An 18905-nucleotide genomic window follows, 5' to 3' on the forward strand; every position below is an offset into this window, starting at 1 on the left:
GCTCTAGAATGGCTTACACTTTAGGACCGCCCCTTCGTAGACCCCGCCGATGGCCAGTAGCACCTCCGTCGTCCTCGCCGCACTGTTCGCGAACGGCGCGATCGCGGTCCTGAAGTTCGGCGGGTTTCTGTTGACCGGGAGTCCCGCCATGCTGTCGGAGACGTATCACTCGATCTCGGACACGGGCAACCAGATCTTCCTGCTGGTCGGGATCAAGTACGGCGCACAGGAGGCGACTCGAGAACACCCGTTCGGCCACGGGAAGGCGCAGTTCTTCTACAGCCTGCTGGTGAGCGTCATGCTCTTCGGTATCGCCGGCTGGGAGAGCGCCCGTCACGGCTACAGCGCGCTGCGGGAAGGGGGGGTCCACCGGGCCAACGACCCCGTGACACTGTTCGGCGCGACGTTCGACCCGGTCTACGTCAACTATGCCGTGTTGCTCGGCGCCATTCTCTTCGAGTCTTACGCGCTCTGGAAGGCCTACCAGGGGATCAGCCGCCAGATGGACGAGCACGGCTGGACGAGCCTCCGCGAGGCGTTCGCCAAGACCAGCGACGTGACGACGCTGACCGCGCTCACCGAGGACTCCATCGCGCTCGCCGGCGCGGGGATCGCGTTGTTCGGGATCTATCTCACTCGAGTCACCGAAAACCCGGTGTACGACGCCGGTGCCGCGCTCGTCATCGGGCTCATGCTCATGGGATTCGCCATCGCGCTCGCGCTGGAGAACAAGCGCCTCATCCTCGGGGAGAGCCTTCCCAAGCCGGACGAGGACGAGCTCCGCCGGATCGTCGCCGACTGGGACGGCGTCACCGAACTCGTCGACTTCCGGACGGTCTACTTCGGCGCGGAGGAACTGCTCGTCACCGCCGACGTCGCCTTCGAGCCCGCCCTCGACGCCGAGACGATCAACGACCGGATCACGAAACTCGAACTCGCCCTGATGGACCACGACGACCAGATCAGGAAGGTCTACATCGAACCCGAAACATGACATCCCCCTCGGCGTAAACGCCGAGGTTTCCCGAGCGTTAGGATATTATGGTTTGCAGTCATCGACCTGTTCTCTCGGTGTGAACCGGCCGCTCTCGCGATCGAACAGGTGGACTGCTGGCTGTGCCATCCAGCCGGTACTCCTATCCTCGTCGTGAGGACTCGGAGGTACTTTCGCGCCCTCGAGTTCACGTCGAATGTTCTCGGCTCCGTTGACGTCGGCGTTGGCGACGGTGCCACACTCCTCACAGACGTACAGTCCACGTTCGACGCGCTGACTGGCGTCCTTGAGACCACAACACGAACACGTCTTCGAGGTATTGCGTTCGTTGACCGTCTCGACGGTAATTCCGCGTTCGTTGCCCTTGTACTCGAGCATGGTGATGAACCGATCGAACGCCCAGCGGTGCAACGAATGGTTGCCCTTCGAACCCCAGTCTCTCGCCTCGCCGTTCTCACGCTCGCGAATACCAGAGAGGTCGCCGACGGCGATCGTGCCGACGTCGCGGCGGGCGCACTCCTCGATGATCGTTTTCGAGAGCGTGTGCAAGAAGTGTGTTCGTCGGTTCGACCATTTTTGGTCGAGTCGGCGGGCTTCGTTCGACCTCGAGTCGTTACACTTCGCGCGTTCCTTGGCGAAGTAATACTCGTCCTCTTTGAGCGCCCCGCCAGGATAAAGAACGGCTCCGTCGCCGTAGGAGACGGCTGCGATGTTGCTAATCCCGAGGTCGATCCCAGCGGTTCGTTCGCCAGGTGAGTCGGCGTCCCCGAGTTCAACGCGGCAGATGAGATGGAGTTCCCACTCGTCTCTCACGTCGTTCCAGACGGCGCGCACCTGTTGGACGTTCTCGACGGTTGCGTCGGGATCGGGTTCGTACTCGCAGAGAATGAAGTCCGACCAATGTTCTTTGAGATTACGGCCTTTCGAGAGGCGAACGCGGTTGTGCTTCGCGTCGTGTTTGAAGCCGTCTTCTTTGAACGTGACCGTCGAGCGCGGATGTTCGTCGCCACGCTTGCGGTAGCCGGGCGGGTTCGCGTTCTCGTTGCCGTTCTGTCGGTGTGCGTACCACGACTGGAACGCCTCAGCGAGTTCTTGGATAACTCGCTGACTCGACTGTGCATTGAGGTCGGCGTAGCGTTCGTGGTTCTTGAGGTACGCGGACAGCTCGGCGTGCCCTGGAATGTGTCCGGTTTCGTGCCAGATCCGATCGGACGTCTACCGCGCAACGTTCCAGAGTCTCGAGGCAGCGAACCCGAGCGAATCCAGGTCCTTGCACACCTGTCGGTGGTTGCGAATGGTCGTAACGTAAGTGCGAGTGACCTGATTCGCCACACGTAGCCTATTGTGCTGTAGTGATATAATGACGATCCAATCGTAGTGAAAGTGAACGTCGTGGCGAATATCCAGCCGAGTGGTTTATGTGGGAAGGCCCCCAAGTGACGCGATTCACGCCCGCCGTGAACGGCGGGACTCTCTCGCTGTTGAAGGTAGTCGCCTGTCGCCGTCTGCCGCGTCCGTCGCCGTCTCCGTTCGATCTAGTCCGCCGACTCCCCGGCTCCGTCACCTCGATCGTTGTACCCCGCCACGACGGTCGACCCCGGCGGCCGGTCGTTCAGCACCGCCGTCACCGTCGTCTCCTCCAGGTCAACCGTCGACTCGAGGGGGACCCAGCCGCCGTCGCCGTCCGTTCGGTGCGACTCCGACCCACCGCTGGTTTCGACGGCGACCGCGACGTCGGTCGGGCTCGCACCCGGCGGCAGCTTCGCCGGATCGTAGACGAGCGCGATCCTGACGGCTTCGATCGCTTTCAGTTCCTCGAGCGCGACGAGGTCGACGGGATCGGCGAGCGCGTCGACCGGCGGCCCGCGACCGCTCTTCGCGAGCCCGAACGCGTCGGGAACGACGCCCGCGACGAGTTCGACGCGAGCCCCCGCTTGCTCGAGTGTGTACGTCGCGACGTCGCTCGAATCGTATCCCGGGATGGCCATGTCGGAGGCGAGGAACGCGACACGTTTGTCGCTGTACCGCGCGATAGCCGGCCGGTCATGACCGTCGGTGGGTCATCGTCTCGACCCGACTACCGACTCGAACTGCCCGCCGTCGCGCCCGCATCGTCGGTCTCGGCGCTCGCGACCATCGATACCCAGTTCTCCTCGGTCTCGACGACGACCGGTTCGAACCCGGCGTCCCGAACGATCGAACCGATCGCTTCCGGGCCGTAGTATTCGAAGTGCCTCTCGTTCGATTCGCCCGGCGTCGTCGGGGCCCGCTTGACGGAGAGGAAGACGACGCCGGCTGGACGGAGGACGCGACGAAATTCGCGCAGGGTCGGGGCCGCGTCCGATCGCGGAACGTGAAGGAAGGACGCGGAACTCCAGATGCCGTCGACGGAGCCGTCTCCGAACGGAAGGCGGCGCATGTCTCCCCGGACGAGCGACGCGGTCGAGTCGCTGTCACGCGCCGCTCGCAGGAACGACGGTGTCAAATCGAGCCCGACGACGTCGTACCCGGCGGATTCGAACGTCGAAATATCTGCCCCGGGGCCACAGCCGACGTCCAGCAGTCGGGAACCGGTGAGCGCCTCGAAGAACGGCCTTCCGTACCGGGCGGCGATCGACCCGGAGCGGTACTTTCGAACGTACGCGTCGGCGTCGGACTCGTATTCCTCGAGCGTGCGGGAGACGTCGTCCATGGTCCGTGATTCCGCGTCCGAAGCGTTCGGGACGGCGCTGTGATACTCGTTGCGATGACGGTTCGCGAGAGCGGTCGTCCGCTCCCGCGCGACGAACCGAGACGAATCCTTTTATCGGAGCGCGAACCTATCGTCACGTGTGTCCGAGACAGCCGGGTACATGCGCTTTTTCCCGTACGACCAGCCGTACGAGAATCAGCGCAAGGCGATGGACCGCATCTACAACTCCCTCCATCAGGGACGGGACGTCCTGTTCGAGGGGGCCTGCGGGACCGGCAAGACTCTGTCGTCGCTGGTCCCCGCCCTCGAGATCGCTCGCGAGCAGGACAAGACGGTCGTCATCACGACGAACGTCCACCAGCAGATGCGACAGTTCGTCGCCGAAGCCCGCGCGATCACCCGCGGCGAGTCCATCCGCGCGGTCGTCTTCAAGGGAAAGGCCTCGATGTGCCACATCGACGTCGGCTACGAGGAGTGTCAGGCGCTGCGGGACAACACCCGCGCCGTCGTCGACGCGGAGCGCGACCGCGAGCAACTCGAGCGCCGACAGCGCGAACTCCTCGCCGAGAGCCAGGACGGCGACGGGTCGGCGGCCGACGCCCGCTCGGCGGTGATGGACGAACTCGAGGGCATCGAGGAGCGCCTCGACGACCTCGAGGAGCAGAACGTCTGTGACTACTACCGGAACAACCTGACCGAGGACACGGACGAGTTCTTCGGCTGGCTCTTCGAGGACGTCCGCACGCCCGACGAGATCTACGAATACGCCGACCAACGGCAGTTCTGCGGGTACGAGCTCCTCAAAGAGGGGATCGAGGGCGTCGATCTGGTCGTCTGTAACTACCACCACCTGCTCGACTCCACGATTCGGGACCAGTTTTTCCGCTGGCTCGGCCGCGATCCCGACGACGTGATCGCCGTCTTCGACGAGGCCCACAACGTCGAGGACGCCGCTCGGGAGCACGCCACCCGCACCTGCTCCGAGCGAACGTTCGACTCCGCACTGGACGAGCTCGCCGAGACCGACGATCCGCGCTCGGCGGACGCCGCGAACGTCCTCTCGGCGTTCCACCGCGCGCTCGTCGAGACCTACGAGGAGTCGTTCGGGTTCGGCGACCGCGAGCAGCTCGGCGAGAACTGGTCCGACGTCCCCATCGCCAACGACGATCGGAAGGACGACCTCACCCTCGAGTTCCTCCAGCGCTACTCCGGACGGGGGATCGAGGACGATCTCGAGGCCGCGATGAAGCTGGGCCAGGAGTTAGACGAAGAGTACGAGGAAGCGTATCGAGAGGGCGAGACGGCCACGCGGACGGAGTGTCAGACCCTGCAGGCCGCGGCGTTCGTCAGCGCGTGGATGACCGAGGGTTCGAAGGAGGGGCTGTATCCGGTCGTCTCCGTCACTCGCGACGCCGGCACCGACGAGGTCTACGGGCGGGCGGAGCTGTACACCTGCCTCCCGCGGCAGGTGACCGGCGAGCTGTTCGACGAAGTCCACGCGACCGTCCTCATGAGCGCCACGCTCCAGCCCTTCGACGTCACCGAGGACGTGCTGGGGCTCGAGGACGCGGTGACGATGGCCTACGGGCTGCAGTTCCCCGAGGAGAACCGCCGGACGTACGCCGTCGAGACGCCGCCGCTGTTCTCGTCGGATCGCGACGATCCCGCGGTTCAGGCGGAAGTCGCCGAGACGATCAGCGACGCCGTCCGCATGACTCCCGGCAACACGCTCGCCTTCTTCCCCAACTACGGCGAGGCGAGTCGGTACGCCGATCGGCTCGAGCGCCATAGCGACCGGACGGTCTATCTGGACGAGCCCGGCGAGTCCGTCGAGGAGCTCCGCAAGCGGTTCGTCGCGGACGACGACGCGGTGCTCTGTACCTCGCTGTGGGGGACCCTCGCGGAGGGCGTGAGTTTCGACGGGGACGACGCCCACACGGTGCTGGTCGTCGGCGTTCCGTACCCGCACCTGGACGACCGGGCCGAGGCGGTTCAGGACGCCTACGACGTGGCCTTCGACGGCACCGACACGGGCTGGCGCTACGCCGTCGAGATCCCGACGGTCCGCAAGACCAGACAGGCACTCGGTCGGGTCCTCCGGTCGCCGGCGGAGGTCGGCGTCCGCGCGCTGCTCGACCGGCGCTACTCGCGGTCGGCGAAGTCGGATTTAGGCAAGTACAGCGTCAACGGAACCTTCCCCCACGAGGAGCGCGAGGAACTGATCGACATCGACCCGGCAAAACTCAAGTTCGCGATGCTCAACTTCTACGGCGGGCACGACGAATACGACGGTGAACCGCCGGCACCGTAATGGAGTCTCGGACTGTCGGAGTATCGGTACGTCGGCACCGGTGTGCGGGCAGTCGGTCGTCGCCCGCTCGAGCGGGGAGCTACGACGGCAGCGAAATGCGACTCACCGGGAGCTTGTAGGTCCCGTCCCAGAACTCGAGTTCGCTGACCGTCCACTGGATCGGCTCGAGCTCCCGGTCGGCCAGTCGGGTCGCGGTCTCGAGGTCGCCGCCGCGAGCGAGCGTCACGTGCGGAACGTAGTCGGCTCCCTCGAGTCCCGCGACCGGCTCGAAGGCGTCGGTGAGATCGGCGTGGATCCCCTCGAGGCCGGGACTCTCGACGGCCAGATAGACGACGGGTGCGGAGCCGAGCGGCGGGTCCTCGAAGTAGTCGATGCCGGTGATCGCCGCCTCGACGGCGGGGGTCCCCTCGAGCGCGCGGTGGGCGCGGTGCTGGAGCTGTGCGACGTGATCGGCCTCGCCGAGCCGCTTGAGCAGACACGAGTGGTCCTCGCGGACGGTGTCGAACCCGATCAGATCGGGATGGAGCCGGTTCGCGAGCTGTCGAACGCGACCGGGAACCGGGACGTTGACGCTGTACACTTCGTTCGGTAGTGGGGCGATGCGACAATCAGTCTGGCGGTCGCTCACGATGGATGCAGGTCGGCGGCCGCCTCAGAGCCGATCGAGCAACCAGAGGACGATCAGGACCGCGATCGCCAGCTGGACGAGTACGAAAAACGGGCCGAGCAACCCCGCGATACTGCCGAGTATCACCTGGACGATCTCGAGGACGAGCAAAACGGCGATCAGTCCGAGGACGATCTTCAGCAGCGTTTCGACCTCGAGTTCGCCACGCGTGTCGAGCATACCTTCACGTTCGCGTGAGTGTGTAAAAAGTACATCGCACCGCGGTCGGAAAGACCTATTTAGGCGGCCACGGCATGTCCTCATAATGGACGAGAGGGGGCTGCGGGCCCTGATCTGCGTGCTCGTGGTGGTCACGTGTTCGTTCGCGTTTGTCCCGGCGTCGACCGCTGATGCGTCGACCGCCGACGTTTCGCGAGCGGCGCTACAGTCGGATTCGGACGACCAGTTGCAACTCGAGGACGCCGATCAGATCCATATCGACGTTGCGATCGCCGAGAACGGTACTGCACAGGTGACGGTCGATTATCAGTTCCACATCGACGACGGGAACAGTTCCGCGGCGGAGTGGGAGGCGCTTCGGGAGGAGATCGACTCGAACCAGGAGGAGTACACCGCTTCCGAACGGACGAAGTGGAACGAAACGCTCGCGGAGGGGCAAAACAGGACGGAGCGGGAGATGAACATCACGAACGTCTCGATCACGACGGAGACGAACTCCGCACCGCGGGAGGTCGGCCACGCCGTGGTCACCTACCAGTGGTCCGACTTCGCGCTCGTACAACTGAACCGAATCGAGGCGGGCGCCGCGGTCTCCGGAATGACGCTCGACGATGGGACGACGTTACAGTTCCGCTGGCCGGAGACGTACGCGGTCGCTCGCAGCGAGGGCGAACCGCAGGTCGATCCGTCGCCGAGCGAATCGACCGACGGATCGGTCATCTGGAAGGGAAGCGAAGGGGTATCCTTTACCGAGGAGCAGCCGCGGCTCGTCCTGATCGAGAACGGAAACGAGACCGCGGAGTCGACGCCGTCCGACGAGGAGCCGACGGGGCCGGCGATGCCGTGGGTGATCGTCGTCCTGGCGCTCGCGTTACTGGCGACCGTCGGAGCCGTGGGCTGGCTGATCGGCCGCAAACGCCGGGACGACGCCGCGCCCGCGGTGGAACCGGAGGTCGCGCGACGGACCGACGGATCGACTGAACCCGGACCGAACGCCGTCGACGGCCCCCCGCCGGAACTGCTGAGCAACGAGGAACGCGTTCTCCGCCTGCTCGAGCAGCGCGGCGGCCGGGTCAAACAGCAGGAAGTCGTCTCGGAACTGGAGTGGACCGAGGCCAAGACGAGTCAGGTCGTCGGCGACCTCCGCGAGGACGACGAGATCGAGGTGTTTCGGATCGGTCGCGAGAACGTGCTGTCGCTGCCCGAGGAAGAGGAGGAGGAGTAGCGACGGCGACGTTCGCCGCTCGATCCGACACCGCGTTCGGCGGCCGCGCAATACTTGCCACGCAGAAAGGGTTTAATACCGCCAGTTGGTAAGGAACCACCAATGAGCCACTCCGTCGGCACGCCGATCGCCGTTCTCGGTACCGACGGGTCCGTCGCTCGGCGGCGACCGCGGCGACTCCGACCGGGCCTTTGAGCCCGCACTATACTACTCCCCCTGTCCCGGTCCGTTCCAACGTTCCCGAAAGTACAGTATATTCGGTTAGCAGACGCTCTACCTTTAATTTACGCAACTGAAACCAATGAGTTTAAGTCCGTCCTGTGGTTTCACTCGAGTACGACATGACACGCGTTGCACTCGCGTTCTCGGGCGGCCTGGACACGACCGTCTGTGTCCCGTTGCTCGAGGAGGAATACGGATACGACGAGGTGATCGGCGTCACGGTCGACGTCGGCCAGCCGGCGTCGGAATTCGACGAAGCCGAAGAGACTGCCGAGGCGCTTGGCCTCGACCACTACGTCGTCGACGCGCGAGAGGAATTCGCTCAACTCTGTCTCGAGAGCGTTCGCGCGAACGCGACCTATCAGGGCTACCCGCTTGGAACCGCCCTCGCCCGCCCGGTGATCGCGGAAGCGATCCTGGAGGTCGCCGAGGAACAGGACTGTACCGGAATCGCCCACGGCTGTACGGGCAAGGGCAACGACCAGCTGCGCTTCGAGGCCGTCTGGCGGAGCTCGGACCTGGAGGTCATCGCCCCCGTGCGCGAACTCGGGCTCACCCGTGAGTGGGAACAGGAGTACGCCGCCGAGCGGGACCTCCCCGTCGAGGGTGGCAGCGGCGGCGACTGGTCGATCGACACCAACATCTGGAGCCGCTCCGTCGAGGGCGACGACCTCGAGGACCCGAACTACGTCCCGCCCACGGAGATCTACGAGTGGACCAGCAACCCGTCCGACGAGACCGAAGAGATCGAGATCTCCTTCGAGAACGGCTACCCCGTCGCCGTCGACGGCGAGGAGTACGAGCCGGTCGAACTCATCGAGCACCTCAACGAGCTCGCCGGCGGGTACGGCGTCGGCCGCACCGACATGATGGAAGACCGCATGCTCGGGCTGAAGGTCCGCGAGAACTACGAACACCCCGGCGCGACGACGCTGTTGAACGCCCACGAGGCGCTCGAGGGGCTCGTCCTGACACAGGAGGAGCGCCAGTTCAAACAGCAGATCGACCAGCAGTGGTCCCAGAAGGGCTACGAGGGGCTGATCGACGCACCGCTCGTGAGCGCGCTCGAGGGCTTCATCGATGAAACCCAGAAGCGCGTCACCGGAACGGTCACGATCCGCTTCGAGGGCGGCCAGGCCCGTCCGGTCGCTCGCGACAGTACGTTCGCGGCCTACTCCGCCGAACACGCCTCCTTCGACACCGAGACGGTCGGGAAGATCACGCAGGAGGACGCCACCGGTGTCGCGAAGTATCACGGCTTCCAGCGTCGCCTCGCGAACGAGGCGATCGCCGCCAACGCCGCGGACGAGGGCGTCGAACTCGCGACCGACGGCAGCGGAGACGACGGAGAGGAGTAACGATGACCGAGGAGAACGCTCACGGCGACACACCTGCGTCCGAACCAGCGATCGAAGCCGACGGCGGTGACGACGAGGGCGGTGACCGATCCACCGGTTCGCGATCCGACGGTGTCGTCCGCCGGGACCGCTTCAGTGGCGGCCCCGCCCGGAGCTTCCTCTCCTCGCTCCAGGCCGACGAGCGAATCTTCGAGGCCGACCTCGAGGTCGACCGCGCACACACCGTCATGCTCGCCGAGCAGGGAATCATCGCGGACGCGGTCGCCGGGCGGATCCTGACCGCGCTCGACGCGATCGAGGTCGACGGCCACGGCACCTTGCCCGACGGCGAGGACGTCCACGAGGCCATCGAAACGGCCGTCATCGAGCGCATCGGCGCGGACGGCGGGAAGATGCACACCGCGCGCTCGCGCAACGACGAGGTCGCTGCCTGCATCCGCTACCGCCTGCGCGAGGACGTGCTCGAAGCCGTCGAGACGACGCTCGCGCTGCGCGAATCGCTGGTCGAGGTCGCGGCCGCACACCGGGAGACGATCATGCCCGGCTACACCCACCTCCAGCCCGCCCAGCCGACCACCGTGGCTCACTGGGCGCTCGCCTACGAGGGAGCCGTTCGCCGCGACACCGACCGCCTGCTCGATGCGTACGGCCGAATCAACGAGTCCCCGCTCGGCGGGGCCGCCTTCGCGGGGACGACCTTCGACATCGACCGCGAGCGGACCGCCGCGTTGCTCGGTTTCGAGGGGGTCGTCGAGAACTCGATGGACGCCGCCTCAAGCCGGGACTTCCTGCTCGAGACGGTGCAGGCGCTGTCGACGCACGCGACGACGCTGTCGGGGCTGGCGGAGGACGTGATCATCTTCGCGAACCGTGGCTTCGTCGATCTGTCGGACGACTACTCCTCGACGTCGTCGATCATGCCACAGAAGAAGAACCCGGACACGCTGGAACTCGTCCGCGCCGTCGCGGGCGACGCGGCCGGCGGCGTTCAGGGGTTGACGACGACGCTCACGGGACTGCCGCGCGCGTACAACCGCGACCTGCAGCGGGCGACGACCCACGCCTGGCAGACCGTCGACGCCGTCGCCGAGGCGAGCGCGGTCGCGGCCGGCGCGGTTGCGACGGCCGACTGGAACGCGGAGACGCTCGCGGCCGAAGCCGGCGCGGGATTCTCGACGGCGACCGGCGTCGCCGACCTGCTCGCGGCCAACGGCCTTCCCTTCAGGACGGCGCACGAACTGGTCGCGATCGCCGCCGAGCATAGCGCGGACTACGACGCGCTCGAGTCCGCCGCACAGTCAGTCCTCGGCGAATCGCTCGAGGCCCACGTCGATCCGGAGGCCGTCGAAGACGCGCTCGATCCCGCCGAGAGCGTCGCGAGCCGCGATTCGCAGGGCGGTCCCGCTCCCGAGGCGGTCGATCCGCAACTCGAGTCGGCCCGCGAGGCGATCGCGGCCGACGAAGACGCGCTCGCGGACCGCTCCGAGGGGCTCGAGGCGGCGCGCGAGGCGCTCCGTTCGGAGGTGAACGACTATGTCTGAGGCCCCCGCTCGAGCGCCGAGACCGAGCCCGCCCGCGCAGCCGCGGCCGGTCGATCGGTCGGTCCGACGACGATCCCCGCGAGGGGACTAGATACCTACTTCATGATATGTCAAATTAAAATTGCTCGGAGACGGTCTCGAAGCTTCGTTAGAGGGTAGTGCAGTATTGTAATACTTCTGTTAATTTCGAAGGCTTTAAGGGAACCGGGCTCCCAGTTGGAGGTACAATGACCGAATGCGTCGAGTGTGGGGCCGAGGTGTCCCTGCACGACGATCTGGAAGTCGGAGAGATTGTCGACTGCACGACCTGCGGCGCCGAACTGGAAGTCGTCGACACCGAGCCGCCAGTCCTCGAGCGGGCCCCCGAGCTCGAAGAGGACTGGGGTGAGTGACCTTGCAGACGGCCACGATACCGGCCCGCCCTGCACACACGGCTCGAGGGACTCCCGACGAGTGCCTCGCTGACCCCACCCGGAGGTGGCTCGCGTGAACGTAGGCATACTCTATTCACGGATTCGCAAGGACGAGAAGCTCCTGCTGAGCGAGCTTCGCGACCGCGATCACGAGGTGACGAAGATCGACGTCCGCAAGCAGACGTTCGATATCTCGGAGACGCCCGCGGCGTTCGACGACCTCGACATCGTCGTCGACCGCTGTCTCGCCACGAGTCGGAGCCTGTACGCCACGCAGTTCTTCGAGGCGTACGGCATCCCGGTGGTCAACAGCCACGAGACCGCAGACGTCTGCGCGGACAAGGTGAAAAACAGCCTCGCGCTCGAGGCCGCGGGCGTTCCCACGCCCGCGACGAAGGTCGCCTTCACCAAAGAGACGGCCATGGCGGCCATCGAGGAGTTCGGCTACCCCTGCGTCCTCAAACCCGTCGTGGGATCGTGGGGTCGCCTGATGGCCAAGATCGACTCCGAGTCGGCCGCCGAGGCCATCCTGGAGCACAAGGCGACGCTCGGCCACTACGAGCACAAGGTGTTCTACGTCCAGGAGTTCGTCGACAAGCCGGGCCGCGACATCCGCGTGCTCGCCGTCGACGGCGACCCCGTCGCCGCGATGGTCCGCTCGTCGGACCACTGGATCACCAACGCCGCCAAGGGCGCGGAGACGGACGTCTTCGACCTCGACGACGACGCACTCGAACTCGTCGAAAAAGCCAGCGACGCCGTCGGCGGCGGGCTGCTCGGCATCGACCTCATGGAGACCGGGGAGTCGTACACCGTCCACGAGGTCAACCACACCGTCGAGTTCAAGGCTCTCGACGACGCCGTCGAGACCGACATCGCCGGCACCGTCGTCGACTGGCTCGAGACGAAAGCCGAGGCGGCCGATCCCGAACTCGAGGTGACCGCCTGATGGCGGTCGGCACCGAGACCGGGGCGGACGAGAGCGCCGAGACGGTCACCGCGAGCGTCATCGGCGGTTCCGGGTTCACCGGCGGCGAACTGCTTCGCCTGCTCGCCAGCCACCCGAACGTCGAGCTCGCGGAGGTCACCAGCCGCTCGAAGGCCGGGAAGAGCGTCGGTTCGGTCCACCCGCCACTGCGCGGGTCGGACCTGCGCTTTACCGAACCCGACGACCTCGAGTCCGTCGACGTGCTGTTCGCGGCGACGCCACACGGCGTCTCCATGGGCCGGATCGACGACTTCTTCGAGATCGCGGACACCGTCGTCGATCTCTCGGCGGACTTCCGCCTCGAGAGCGAAGACCAGTACGACGAGTGGTACGACGGCCACGAGGCCCCGGAGTACCTCGAGAAAGCCGAATACGCGCTCCCAGAGATCAACCGGGACAACCTCGAGGGCGCGGAACTGATCGCCGGCGGCGGCTGTAACGCCACCGCGACGATCCTCGGGCTCTACCCGCTCTTCGAGCACGACATCCTCGACGGCGGCGAGCAGATCGTCGTCGACGTGAAAGTCGGCTCCTCCGAGGGCGGAGCCGGCGGCGGCGAGGCCTCGAGCCACCCCGAGCGCTCGGGCGTCGTGCGCCCGTACGCGCCGACGGGGCACCGACACGAAGCCGAGATCGAGCAGTTCCTCGGCACGTCGGTCGCGTTCACCTGCCACGCCGTGGACATGGTCCGCGGTGCCAGCGCGACGAACCACGTCTTCCCCTCGGGTCCCGTCTCGAAGGGCGACCTCTGGCAGGCGTACCGCGGCTGCTACGAGGACGAGCCGTTCGTCCGGATGGCCGCTGGCGGCTCCGGTGTGTATCGGTATCCGGAGCCCAAGGCGGTCGCCGGGACGAACCTCGCCGAGGTCGGCTTCGAACTCGACCCCTCGAACAAGCGCGTCGTCGTCTTCTCGGCGATCGACAACATGATGAAAGGCTCCGCGGGACAGGCGGTCCACGCCGCCAACGTCGCGCTGGGACTGGAGGAGACGGCCGGACTCGAGTTTACGGGGCTGCACCCCGTGGGGGCACCCTGATATGACAGTAGTCGTCAAGATCGGCGGCGCACGCGCCGTCGACCCCGAGGGCGCGCTCGCGGACGTGGCGTCGCTCGTCGCGGACGGCGAAGCGGTCGTCCTCACCCACGGCGGCTCGACCGCGGTGGACGAGACGCTGGCGGAACTCGGCGAGGAACCCACCTACGTCGAGACCCCCGGCGGCGTCGTCGGACGCTTCACCGACGAGCGCACGATGGATGTCTTCAAGATGGTGATGCCGGGCAAGCTCAACACCGATCTGGTGGAGAGCCTGCACAACGAGGGCGTCGACGCCGTCGGCCTCTCCGGAACGGACGGCAAACTGCTCGAAGGCAAGCGCAAATCGGCCGTCCGCGTGAAAGAGGACGGCAAGAAGAAGATCAAGCGCGGCGACCACTCCGGCACGATCGAGTCGGTCAACGCCGACCTGCTCGAGACGACCCTCGCGGGCGGCTACACGCCAGTCGTCTCCGTCCCGGTACTCGGCAAAGAGAAAGGGGGCGGCTACACGGCGGTCAACGCCGACGCCGACCGCGCCGCGGCGGCCATCGCGGGCGCGCTCGAGGCCGACCTGGTCGTCCTGACCGACGTATCGGGTATCTACGAAGACCCCGACGACGAGTCGACGAAGATCGAGTCGGCCGCGACGCCCGCGGCGTTCGAGACCGTGAAAGACGCCGCCGAGGGGTTCATGACCAAGAAGGTCATGGCCGCCGAGGAGGCCCTCGAGGGCGGTGCATCGTCGGTGATCGTCGCGACGGCGAACGCCGACGAGCCGATCAGTAGCGCGCTCGCGGGTGCGGGAACGACGCTCGAGCCCGGCGTGCTCGAGGAGACCGAAGCGGGGACGGAGGCAGCGGAATGAGCGACCTCGACTTCGTCTCCGGCGGCAAGCCCATCGGCATCGAGCGCGGCGAGGGGCCGCATCTCTACACCGCCGACGGGACGGAATACCTCGACGCGGGCGCGAGCTACGCGTGTACGCCGCTCGGACACAGCCATCCCGCGGTCGTCGACGCGGTCCAGGAGCAGGTCGGCGAGTTGACGTTCGTCGACTCCTCGTACCCCGTTCAGGCGCGCGAGGACGCCTACGCCGCGCTCGTCGCGGCGACGCCCGACGGGTTGGAGCAAGCCTGGTTCTGCAACTCCGGGACCGAGGCCAACGAGGCCGCGCTGAAGTTCGCCCGGTCGGCGACCGGCGAGTCGAAGATCGTCGCCGCGACCCGCTCGTTCCACGGGCGGACGATGGGATCGCTCGCGGCGACCTGGAAAGACAAGTACAAGAAGCCCTACGAGCCGCTGGCCGGCGACGTGGCGTTCGTCCCCTACGGCGATGGCGAGGAACTCGCGGCTGCCGTGGACGACGAGACCGCGGCCGTGATCCTCGAGCCGATTCAGGGCGAGGGCGGGATCAACGTCCCGCCTGCGGGCTACCTCGAGACGGCCCGCGAACTCACCGACGAGGCCGGCGCGGCGCTCGTCTTGGACGAGGTCCAGACCGGAATGGGCCGGACGGGCGAGATGTGGGCCTGCCAGAACGCGGACGTCACGCCCGACGTACTCACGACGGCGAAGGGCCTGGGCAACGGCCTCCCCGTCGGCGCGGTCGCTGTCCGCGACTGGATCGCCGACGGCGCGGCCTCGCACAACGCCACGTTCAGCGGCGGCCCCGTCGTCGCCGCGGCGGTCCACGCGACCGTCTCGACGCTGGTCGAGGAGGAGTGGCCCGCTCACGCCGCCGAGATCGGCGACTATCTCGTCACCGAACTCGAGGCGGCGCTGGGTGACGAGGTCCGCGACGTCCGCGGTCAGGGCCTGCTCGTCGGCGTCGAGTTGAAACGCGGTGCGAACCGCGTCGCCCGCGATCTGGCGATGGAACACCAGATCCTGGCGCTGCCCGCGGGCCGGACCGTCCTGCGCCTGCTGCCGCCGCTCGTCTTGGAGCGGACGGACGCCGATCGGATAGTCGACGCGATCGCCGACGTTCTCGGATCGAACGCCGACTCATGAGCACGAACGCTGATCCCTCGAGCGACGTGTCGGCCGCGGAAGCCCGTGAGTTGCTCGTCGATCTCGTCTCGACCCCCTCGCCGACCGGCGAGGAACGCGAGGCGGCCAAACGCCTCGTGGATTTCTTCGAGGCCCACGACCGGGAGGTCTGGATCGACGCGGTCGGGAACGTTCGCGCGCCGGCGGACGACGCCGTGTTGTTGACCTCGCACATCGACACCGTCCCGGGAGACATTCCCGTCGAGATCGAGGAAGCCGGTGACGACGAGATCCTCTGGGGCCGTGGCAGCGTCGACGCGACTGGCCCGCTCGCCGCGATGGCGGCCGCTGCCGTCCGCACCGGCGTTTCTTTCGTCGGCGTCGTCGGCGAGGAAGTCGACTCGACGGGGTCACGTTATCTGGTCGACGACAGAGCCGAGCCACCGGACGCCGTCGTCAACGGCGAACCCTCCGGTGCCGACGGCATCACGCTTGGCTATCGCGGACTGATCGCCGGCACGTACGTCGCGACCAGCGAGTCGGGCCACACGTCCCGGCCGGATCCGAACGCGATCCAACACGCCGTTCGCTGGTGGTCCGCCGTCGAGGCACACTTCGAAGGTGACGAGTACGAACCGGTCTTCGAGCAAGTGACGACCAAGCCGGTCGACATCGAAGGCGGCGTCAGCGACGACGGCCTCTCCGTCGAGGCGACGATGGATGTCCAGTTGCGCGTGCCGCCGGCACTCGACGTCGGGACCGTTCGGGAAGCCGCTGAAGCCGAACTCGAGGTCGGGACCGTGACCTGGAAGGACAAGGTTCCGCCGGTGATGATGAGCCCGCGAACGGAGGTCGCCCGGGCGTTTCGTGTCGCCATCCGCAAGGAAGGCGGCGATCCTCGATTGGTGCGAAAGACCGGAACCAGCGACATGAACATCTACGCCGGGGCGTGGAACTGTCCGATGGTGACCTACGGCCCGGGGAACTCCGACCTCGATCACGCACCCGACGAACGACTCCCGCTGTCGGAGTTCGACCAGTCAGTGTCGATCTTAGAACGCGTCGCGCGGACGCTCAGTGCGGACTGAATACACGGATTCTCAGATACGTTACCAGACCATGACAACAGCAACGGACGATACACAGCCGAGACATTTCCTCGACGTCGACGATCTCTCCGAGACGGAACTGTTCGCGGTCCTCGACAGGGCCGACGAGTACAAACGCGCTGTCGAAGCCGGCGAGGACCACGCCGACTTGTCCGGACAGACCCTGGGGATGCTCTTCCAGAAGGCGAGTACTCGTACCCGAGTCTCCTTCGAGACGGGGATGACCCAACTGGGCGGGCACGCGATCTTTCTCGGGGAAGATGACATCCAACTCGGGCGCGGCGAGCCCCTGAAAGACACCTCGCGTGCGCTCTCGCGGTACGTCGACGCGGTGATGGCCCGCGTCTTCAAACACGAGAACGTCGAGGTGCTCGCGGAGTACTCGTCGGTCCCGATCGTCAACGGCCTCACCGACGACGCCCACCCCTGCCAGACGCTCGCGGATCTGCTGACGATCCGCGAGCACGAAAACGGCTTCGAGGACGTCTCGGCGGCCTGGATCGGCGACGGCAACAACGTCGCCCAGTCGTTTGCACTCGGCGCTGCGCTGACCGATATCGACCTGACGGTCGCGACGCCCGACGGCTACGGGATCGACGACGACGTCGTCGACCGCGCTCGCGAACTCGGCGGCGATCCGACGATCACCACCGATCCCGTCGACGCGGTCTCCGACGCGGACGTCATCTACACTGACGTCTGGATCTCCATGGGGCAGGAAGACGAACGCGACGTCCGGATGAACGACTTCGAGGGGTTCCAGGTCGCCGCCGACCTGCTCGAGCACGCCCCGGACGCGTCGGTTATGCACTGCCTTCCGGCCCACCGCGGCGAGGAGATCACGGACGACGTCATCGAAGGCGACCGCTCGATCGTCTTCGATCAGGCGGAAAACCGCCTGCACGCGCAGAAGGCGCTGTTGAGCTGGCTGCTCGAGTAGCGGCGTGCTCGCGAGCGAAGCGAGCAATCGGTTTTTCGCCCAGGCTTTCCGCCGGAGTGACGAAGAAAGGAACGGTTTCGGCGGTCAATACGGCATTTATCAAATTTAATTTCTGTATAAATAATTAAACAGTCTTTCGATATTATATCTTCTCCGATGATGGTGTCGATCGAACCATGTCACTCCGACTGGTACTCGCGACGCTCCTCATGTTGCTGGGGCCAGCAGCCCTGTTCGCGCTGATTCTGCTGTAACCTGGGAGGGGGTATCGGCCACCGATCACGGATGCGACCGTCCGTTTCGCGGTCCGGAGACCGAACTCACCCGAGCACCGCGTACACCGCGCCGAGGACGAGTCCGTACGCCGCGTGACCGACGAGGCTCTCGGTGGCGACGTTCGGGACGTCGGGTGCCATTCCGAACCCGACCGCGGAGAGCCAGATCGGCATGACGACGACGGCGAGGACCGCCCAGATACCGACGCCGTACACGAGTCCGAGTCCGATGCCCGGCACGAGGTCGAGATCGCCCCCTCTCGCTGCGACGATCAGGGCCGCGAAGACGACACCGAGCACGGCACCGTGTGCGACGTGGATGATCATCCCCGCGAGGCCGCCTTCGAGACCGTACATCGCGGGGATCGCGGCCTCGAGCACGGGGGGCGTCTGCATCGCCATCATCGCACCGAACACGATCGCACCGGCGATGCCGCCGACGGTTCCCGCCTGCCAGGGTGCGAGTGTCGTTTCGGTTCGTCGGGCTCGTTGGGTCACCGTTTCTGATGCCATACGGTACCGTATACCTCATACCCGTGTCAGTGTGTCGCGGTCTGGTAGCCGCCGTGCACGCCCGAGCGTGGGGCCACGATTCGGTCCCGTCGGTCGGCGACCGACCCGGTTGGTCGCCGAGCGGGGCGTCCGGCGGGGACGGACGGGAAGTTTCTTTGAAGCAGCGCACCCAGTCACAGTCGATGTCGAACCCCCTTCGCGTCTCAGCGGGCGAACTCGAGACGGACGCGATCATGGCCGCGATTCAGGACGGGCGACGAGTCGTTATCACGACGACGGCGGCGCAGACGGAGTACGAAGTGACGTTGCGGTACGACGGTTCGGTGTACTACTGTGATACGCCGACGCGACTCCACCGCCACGAGAGCGAACGCGAAATGCGGAGCTGTATCCGGAAGATGGGGTATGGAGCGGCAGTCGAGGACACGTGACGGCGACGCGATCGATCACG

The 18905-nt window shown here is 66.2% G+C and carries 18 protein-coding genes and 1 pseudogene; 13 read left to right on the forward strand and 6 right to left on the reverse strand.

The window, feature by feature from the left end; genetic code table 11:
- The first annotated feature begins 49 nt into the window (after positions 1-49).
- Positions 50-994, forward strand: a complete 945-nt coding sequence (locus BMX07_RS11810; protein ID WP_090618015.1) for a cation diffusion facilitator family transporter — start codon at positions 50-52, stop codon at positions 992-994.
- Positions 995-1039: 45 nt separating this feature from the next.
- On the opposite strand, the pseudogene BMX07_RS11815 reads toward BMX07_RS11810, so the two are convergent.
- From BMX07_RS11815 to BMX07_RS11825, 3 genes and pseudogenes are all read right to left on the reverse strand, one after another.
- Positions 1040-2326 (reverse strand): annotated as a pseudogene (locus BMX07_RS11815) (RNA-guided endonuclease InsQ/TnpB family protein).
- A 203-nt stretch (positions 2327-2529) separates the two neighbouring features.
- Complete coding sequence (locus tag BMX07_RS11820) at positions 2530-2982, reverse strand: hypothetical protein (RefSeq protein WP_090618017.1); 453 nt, start codon at positions 2980-2982, stop codon at positions 2530-2532.
- Between the two features lie 89 nt (positions 2983-3071).
- Positions 3072-3686 (reverse strand): class I SAM-dependent methyltransferase, encoded by a 615-nt coding sequence (locus BMX07_RS11825; RefSeq protein WP_090618019.1) that lies wholly within the window; start codon positions 3684-3686, stop codon positions 3072-3074.
- Between the two features lie 160 nt (positions 3687-3846).
- Here BMX07_RS11825 and BMX07_RS11830 point away from each other — a divergent pair, with 160 nt between their 5' ends.
- Positions 3847-5997, forward strand: a complete 2151-nt coding sequence (locus BMX07_RS11830; protein WP_090618436.1) for an ATP-dependent DNA helicase — start codon at positions 3847-3849, stop codon at positions 5995-5997.
- Positions 5998-6076: 79 nt separating this feature from the next.
- Here the strand turns inward: BMX07_RS11830 and BMX07_RS11835 are convergent, their stop codons facing one another.
- Both BMX07_RS11835 and BMX07_RS11840 read right to left on the reverse strand, forming a co-directional pair.
- Positions 6077-6577, reverse strand: a complete 501-nt coding sequence (locus BMX07_RS11835) for a 2'-5' RNA ligase family protein (protein ID WP_090618021.1) — start codon at positions 6575-6577, stop codon at positions 6077-6079.
- A gap of 72 nt (positions 6578-6649) precedes the next feature.
- Positions 6650-6844, reverse strand: coding sequence for a DUF7554 family protein (locus BMX07_RS11840; RefSeq protein WP_090618023.1), 195 nt, complete (start codon positions 6842-6844; stop codon positions 6650-6652).
- 85 nt (positions 6845-6929) lie between these two features.
- Here BMX07_RS11840 and BMX07_RS11845 point away from each other — a divergent pair, with 85 nt between their 5' ends.
- From BMX07_RS11845 to argF, 10 genes are all read left to right on the forward strand, one after another.
- Positions 6930-8069 carry a helix-turn-helix transcriptional regulator gene (locus BMX07_RS11845; RefSeq protein WP_090618025.1) on the forward strand — a complete coding sequence of 380 codons (1140 nt, stop codon included), beginning with the start codon at positions 6930-6932 and terminating at the stop codon, positions 8067-8069.
- A gap of 341 nt (positions 8070-8410) precedes the next feature.
- Complete coding sequence (locus BMX07_RS11850) at positions 8411-9649, forward strand: argininosuccinate synthase (protein WP_090618437.1); 1239 nt, start codon at positions 8411-8413, stop codon at positions 9647-9649.
- A 2-nt stretch (positions 9650-9651) separates the two neighbouring features.
- Positions 9652-11190, forward strand: coding sequence for an argininosuccinate lyase (gene argH / locus BMX07_RS11855; RefSeq protein WP_090618027.1), 1539 nt, complete (start codon positions 9652-9654; stop codon positions 11188-11190).
- Between the two features lie 227 nt (positions 11191-11417).
- Positions 11418-11582 carry a lysine biosynthesis protein LysW gene (gene lysW / locus BMX07_RS11860; RefSeq protein WP_005554620.1) on the forward strand — a complete coding sequence of 55 codons (165 nt, stop codon included), beginning with the start codon at positions 11418-11420 and terminating at the stop codon, positions 11580-11582.
- A 94-nt stretch (positions 11583-11676) separates the two neighbouring features.
- A complete protein-coding gene (lysX, locus tag BMX07_RS11865; protein ID WP_090618029.1) occupies positions 11677-12552 on the forward strand; it encodes a lysine biosynthesis protein LysX in 876 nt (291 codons plus the stop codon).
- Positions 12552-13628 carry an N-acetyl-gamma-glutamyl-phosphate reductase gene (gene argC / locus BMX07_RS11870; RefSeq protein ID WP_090618031.1) on the forward strand — a complete coding sequence of 359 codons (1077 nt, stop codon included), beginning with the start codon at positions 12552-12554 and terminating at the stop codon, positions 13626-13628. Before lysX ends, argC begins: the two co-directional genes overlap by 1 nt.
- A gap of 1 nt (position 13629) precedes the next feature.
- Positions 13630-14493, forward strand: coding sequence for an acetylglutamate/acetylaminoadipate kinase (locus tag BMX07_RS11875; RefSeq protein WP_090618033.1), 864 nt, complete (start codon positions 13630-13632; stop codon positions 14491-14493).
- On the forward strand, positions 14490-15638 hold the full coding sequence (locus tag BMX07_RS11880) for an aspartate aminotransferase family protein (protein WP_090618035.1): 1149 nt from the start codon (positions 14490-14492) through the stop codon (positions 15636-15638). The genes BMX07_RS11875 and BMX07_RS11880 overlap by 4 nt, the downstream gene beginning before the upstream one ends.
- Entirely contained in the window at positions 15635-16705 is a 1071-nt protein-coding gene (locus BMX07_RS11885) for a [LysW]-lysine hydrolase (RefSeq protein WP_090618036.1), read from the forward strand. The genes BMX07_RS11880 and BMX07_RS11885 overlap by 4 nt, the downstream gene beginning before the upstream one ends.
- Positions 16706-16736: 31 nt before the next feature.
- Positions 16737-17666: an ornithine carbamoyltransferase gene (gene argF / locus BMX07_RS11890; RefSeq protein ID WP_090618038.1), complete on the forward strand. Its 930-nt coding sequence runs from the start codon at positions 16737-16739 to the stop codon at positions 17664-17666.
- Between the two features lie 320 nt (positions 17667-17986).
- On the opposite strand, the gene BMX07_RS11895 is transcribed toward argF, so the two are convergent.
- The gene (locus BMX07_RS11895) at positions 17987-18454 is read right to left on the reverse strand and encodes a histidine kinase (protein WP_090618040.1); all 468 of its coding nucleotides are present in this window, start codon (positions 18452-18454) and stop codon (positions 17987-17989) included.
- 182 nt (positions 18455-18636) lie between these two features.
- Between BMX07_RS11895 and BMX07_RS11900 the strand changes: the two genes are divergently transcribed.
- A complete protein-coding gene (locus BMX07_RS11900) occupies positions 18637-18885 on the forward strand; it encodes a DUF8001 family protein (protein WP_090618042.1) in 249 nt (82 codons plus the stop codon).
- Positions 18886-18905: the final 20 nt, after the last annotated feature.

It is taken from the genome of Natrinema salaciae (genome assembly GCF_900110865.1).
GTDB lineage: Archaea > Halobacteriota > Halobacteria > Halobacteriales > Natrialbaceae > Natrinema > Natrinema salaciae.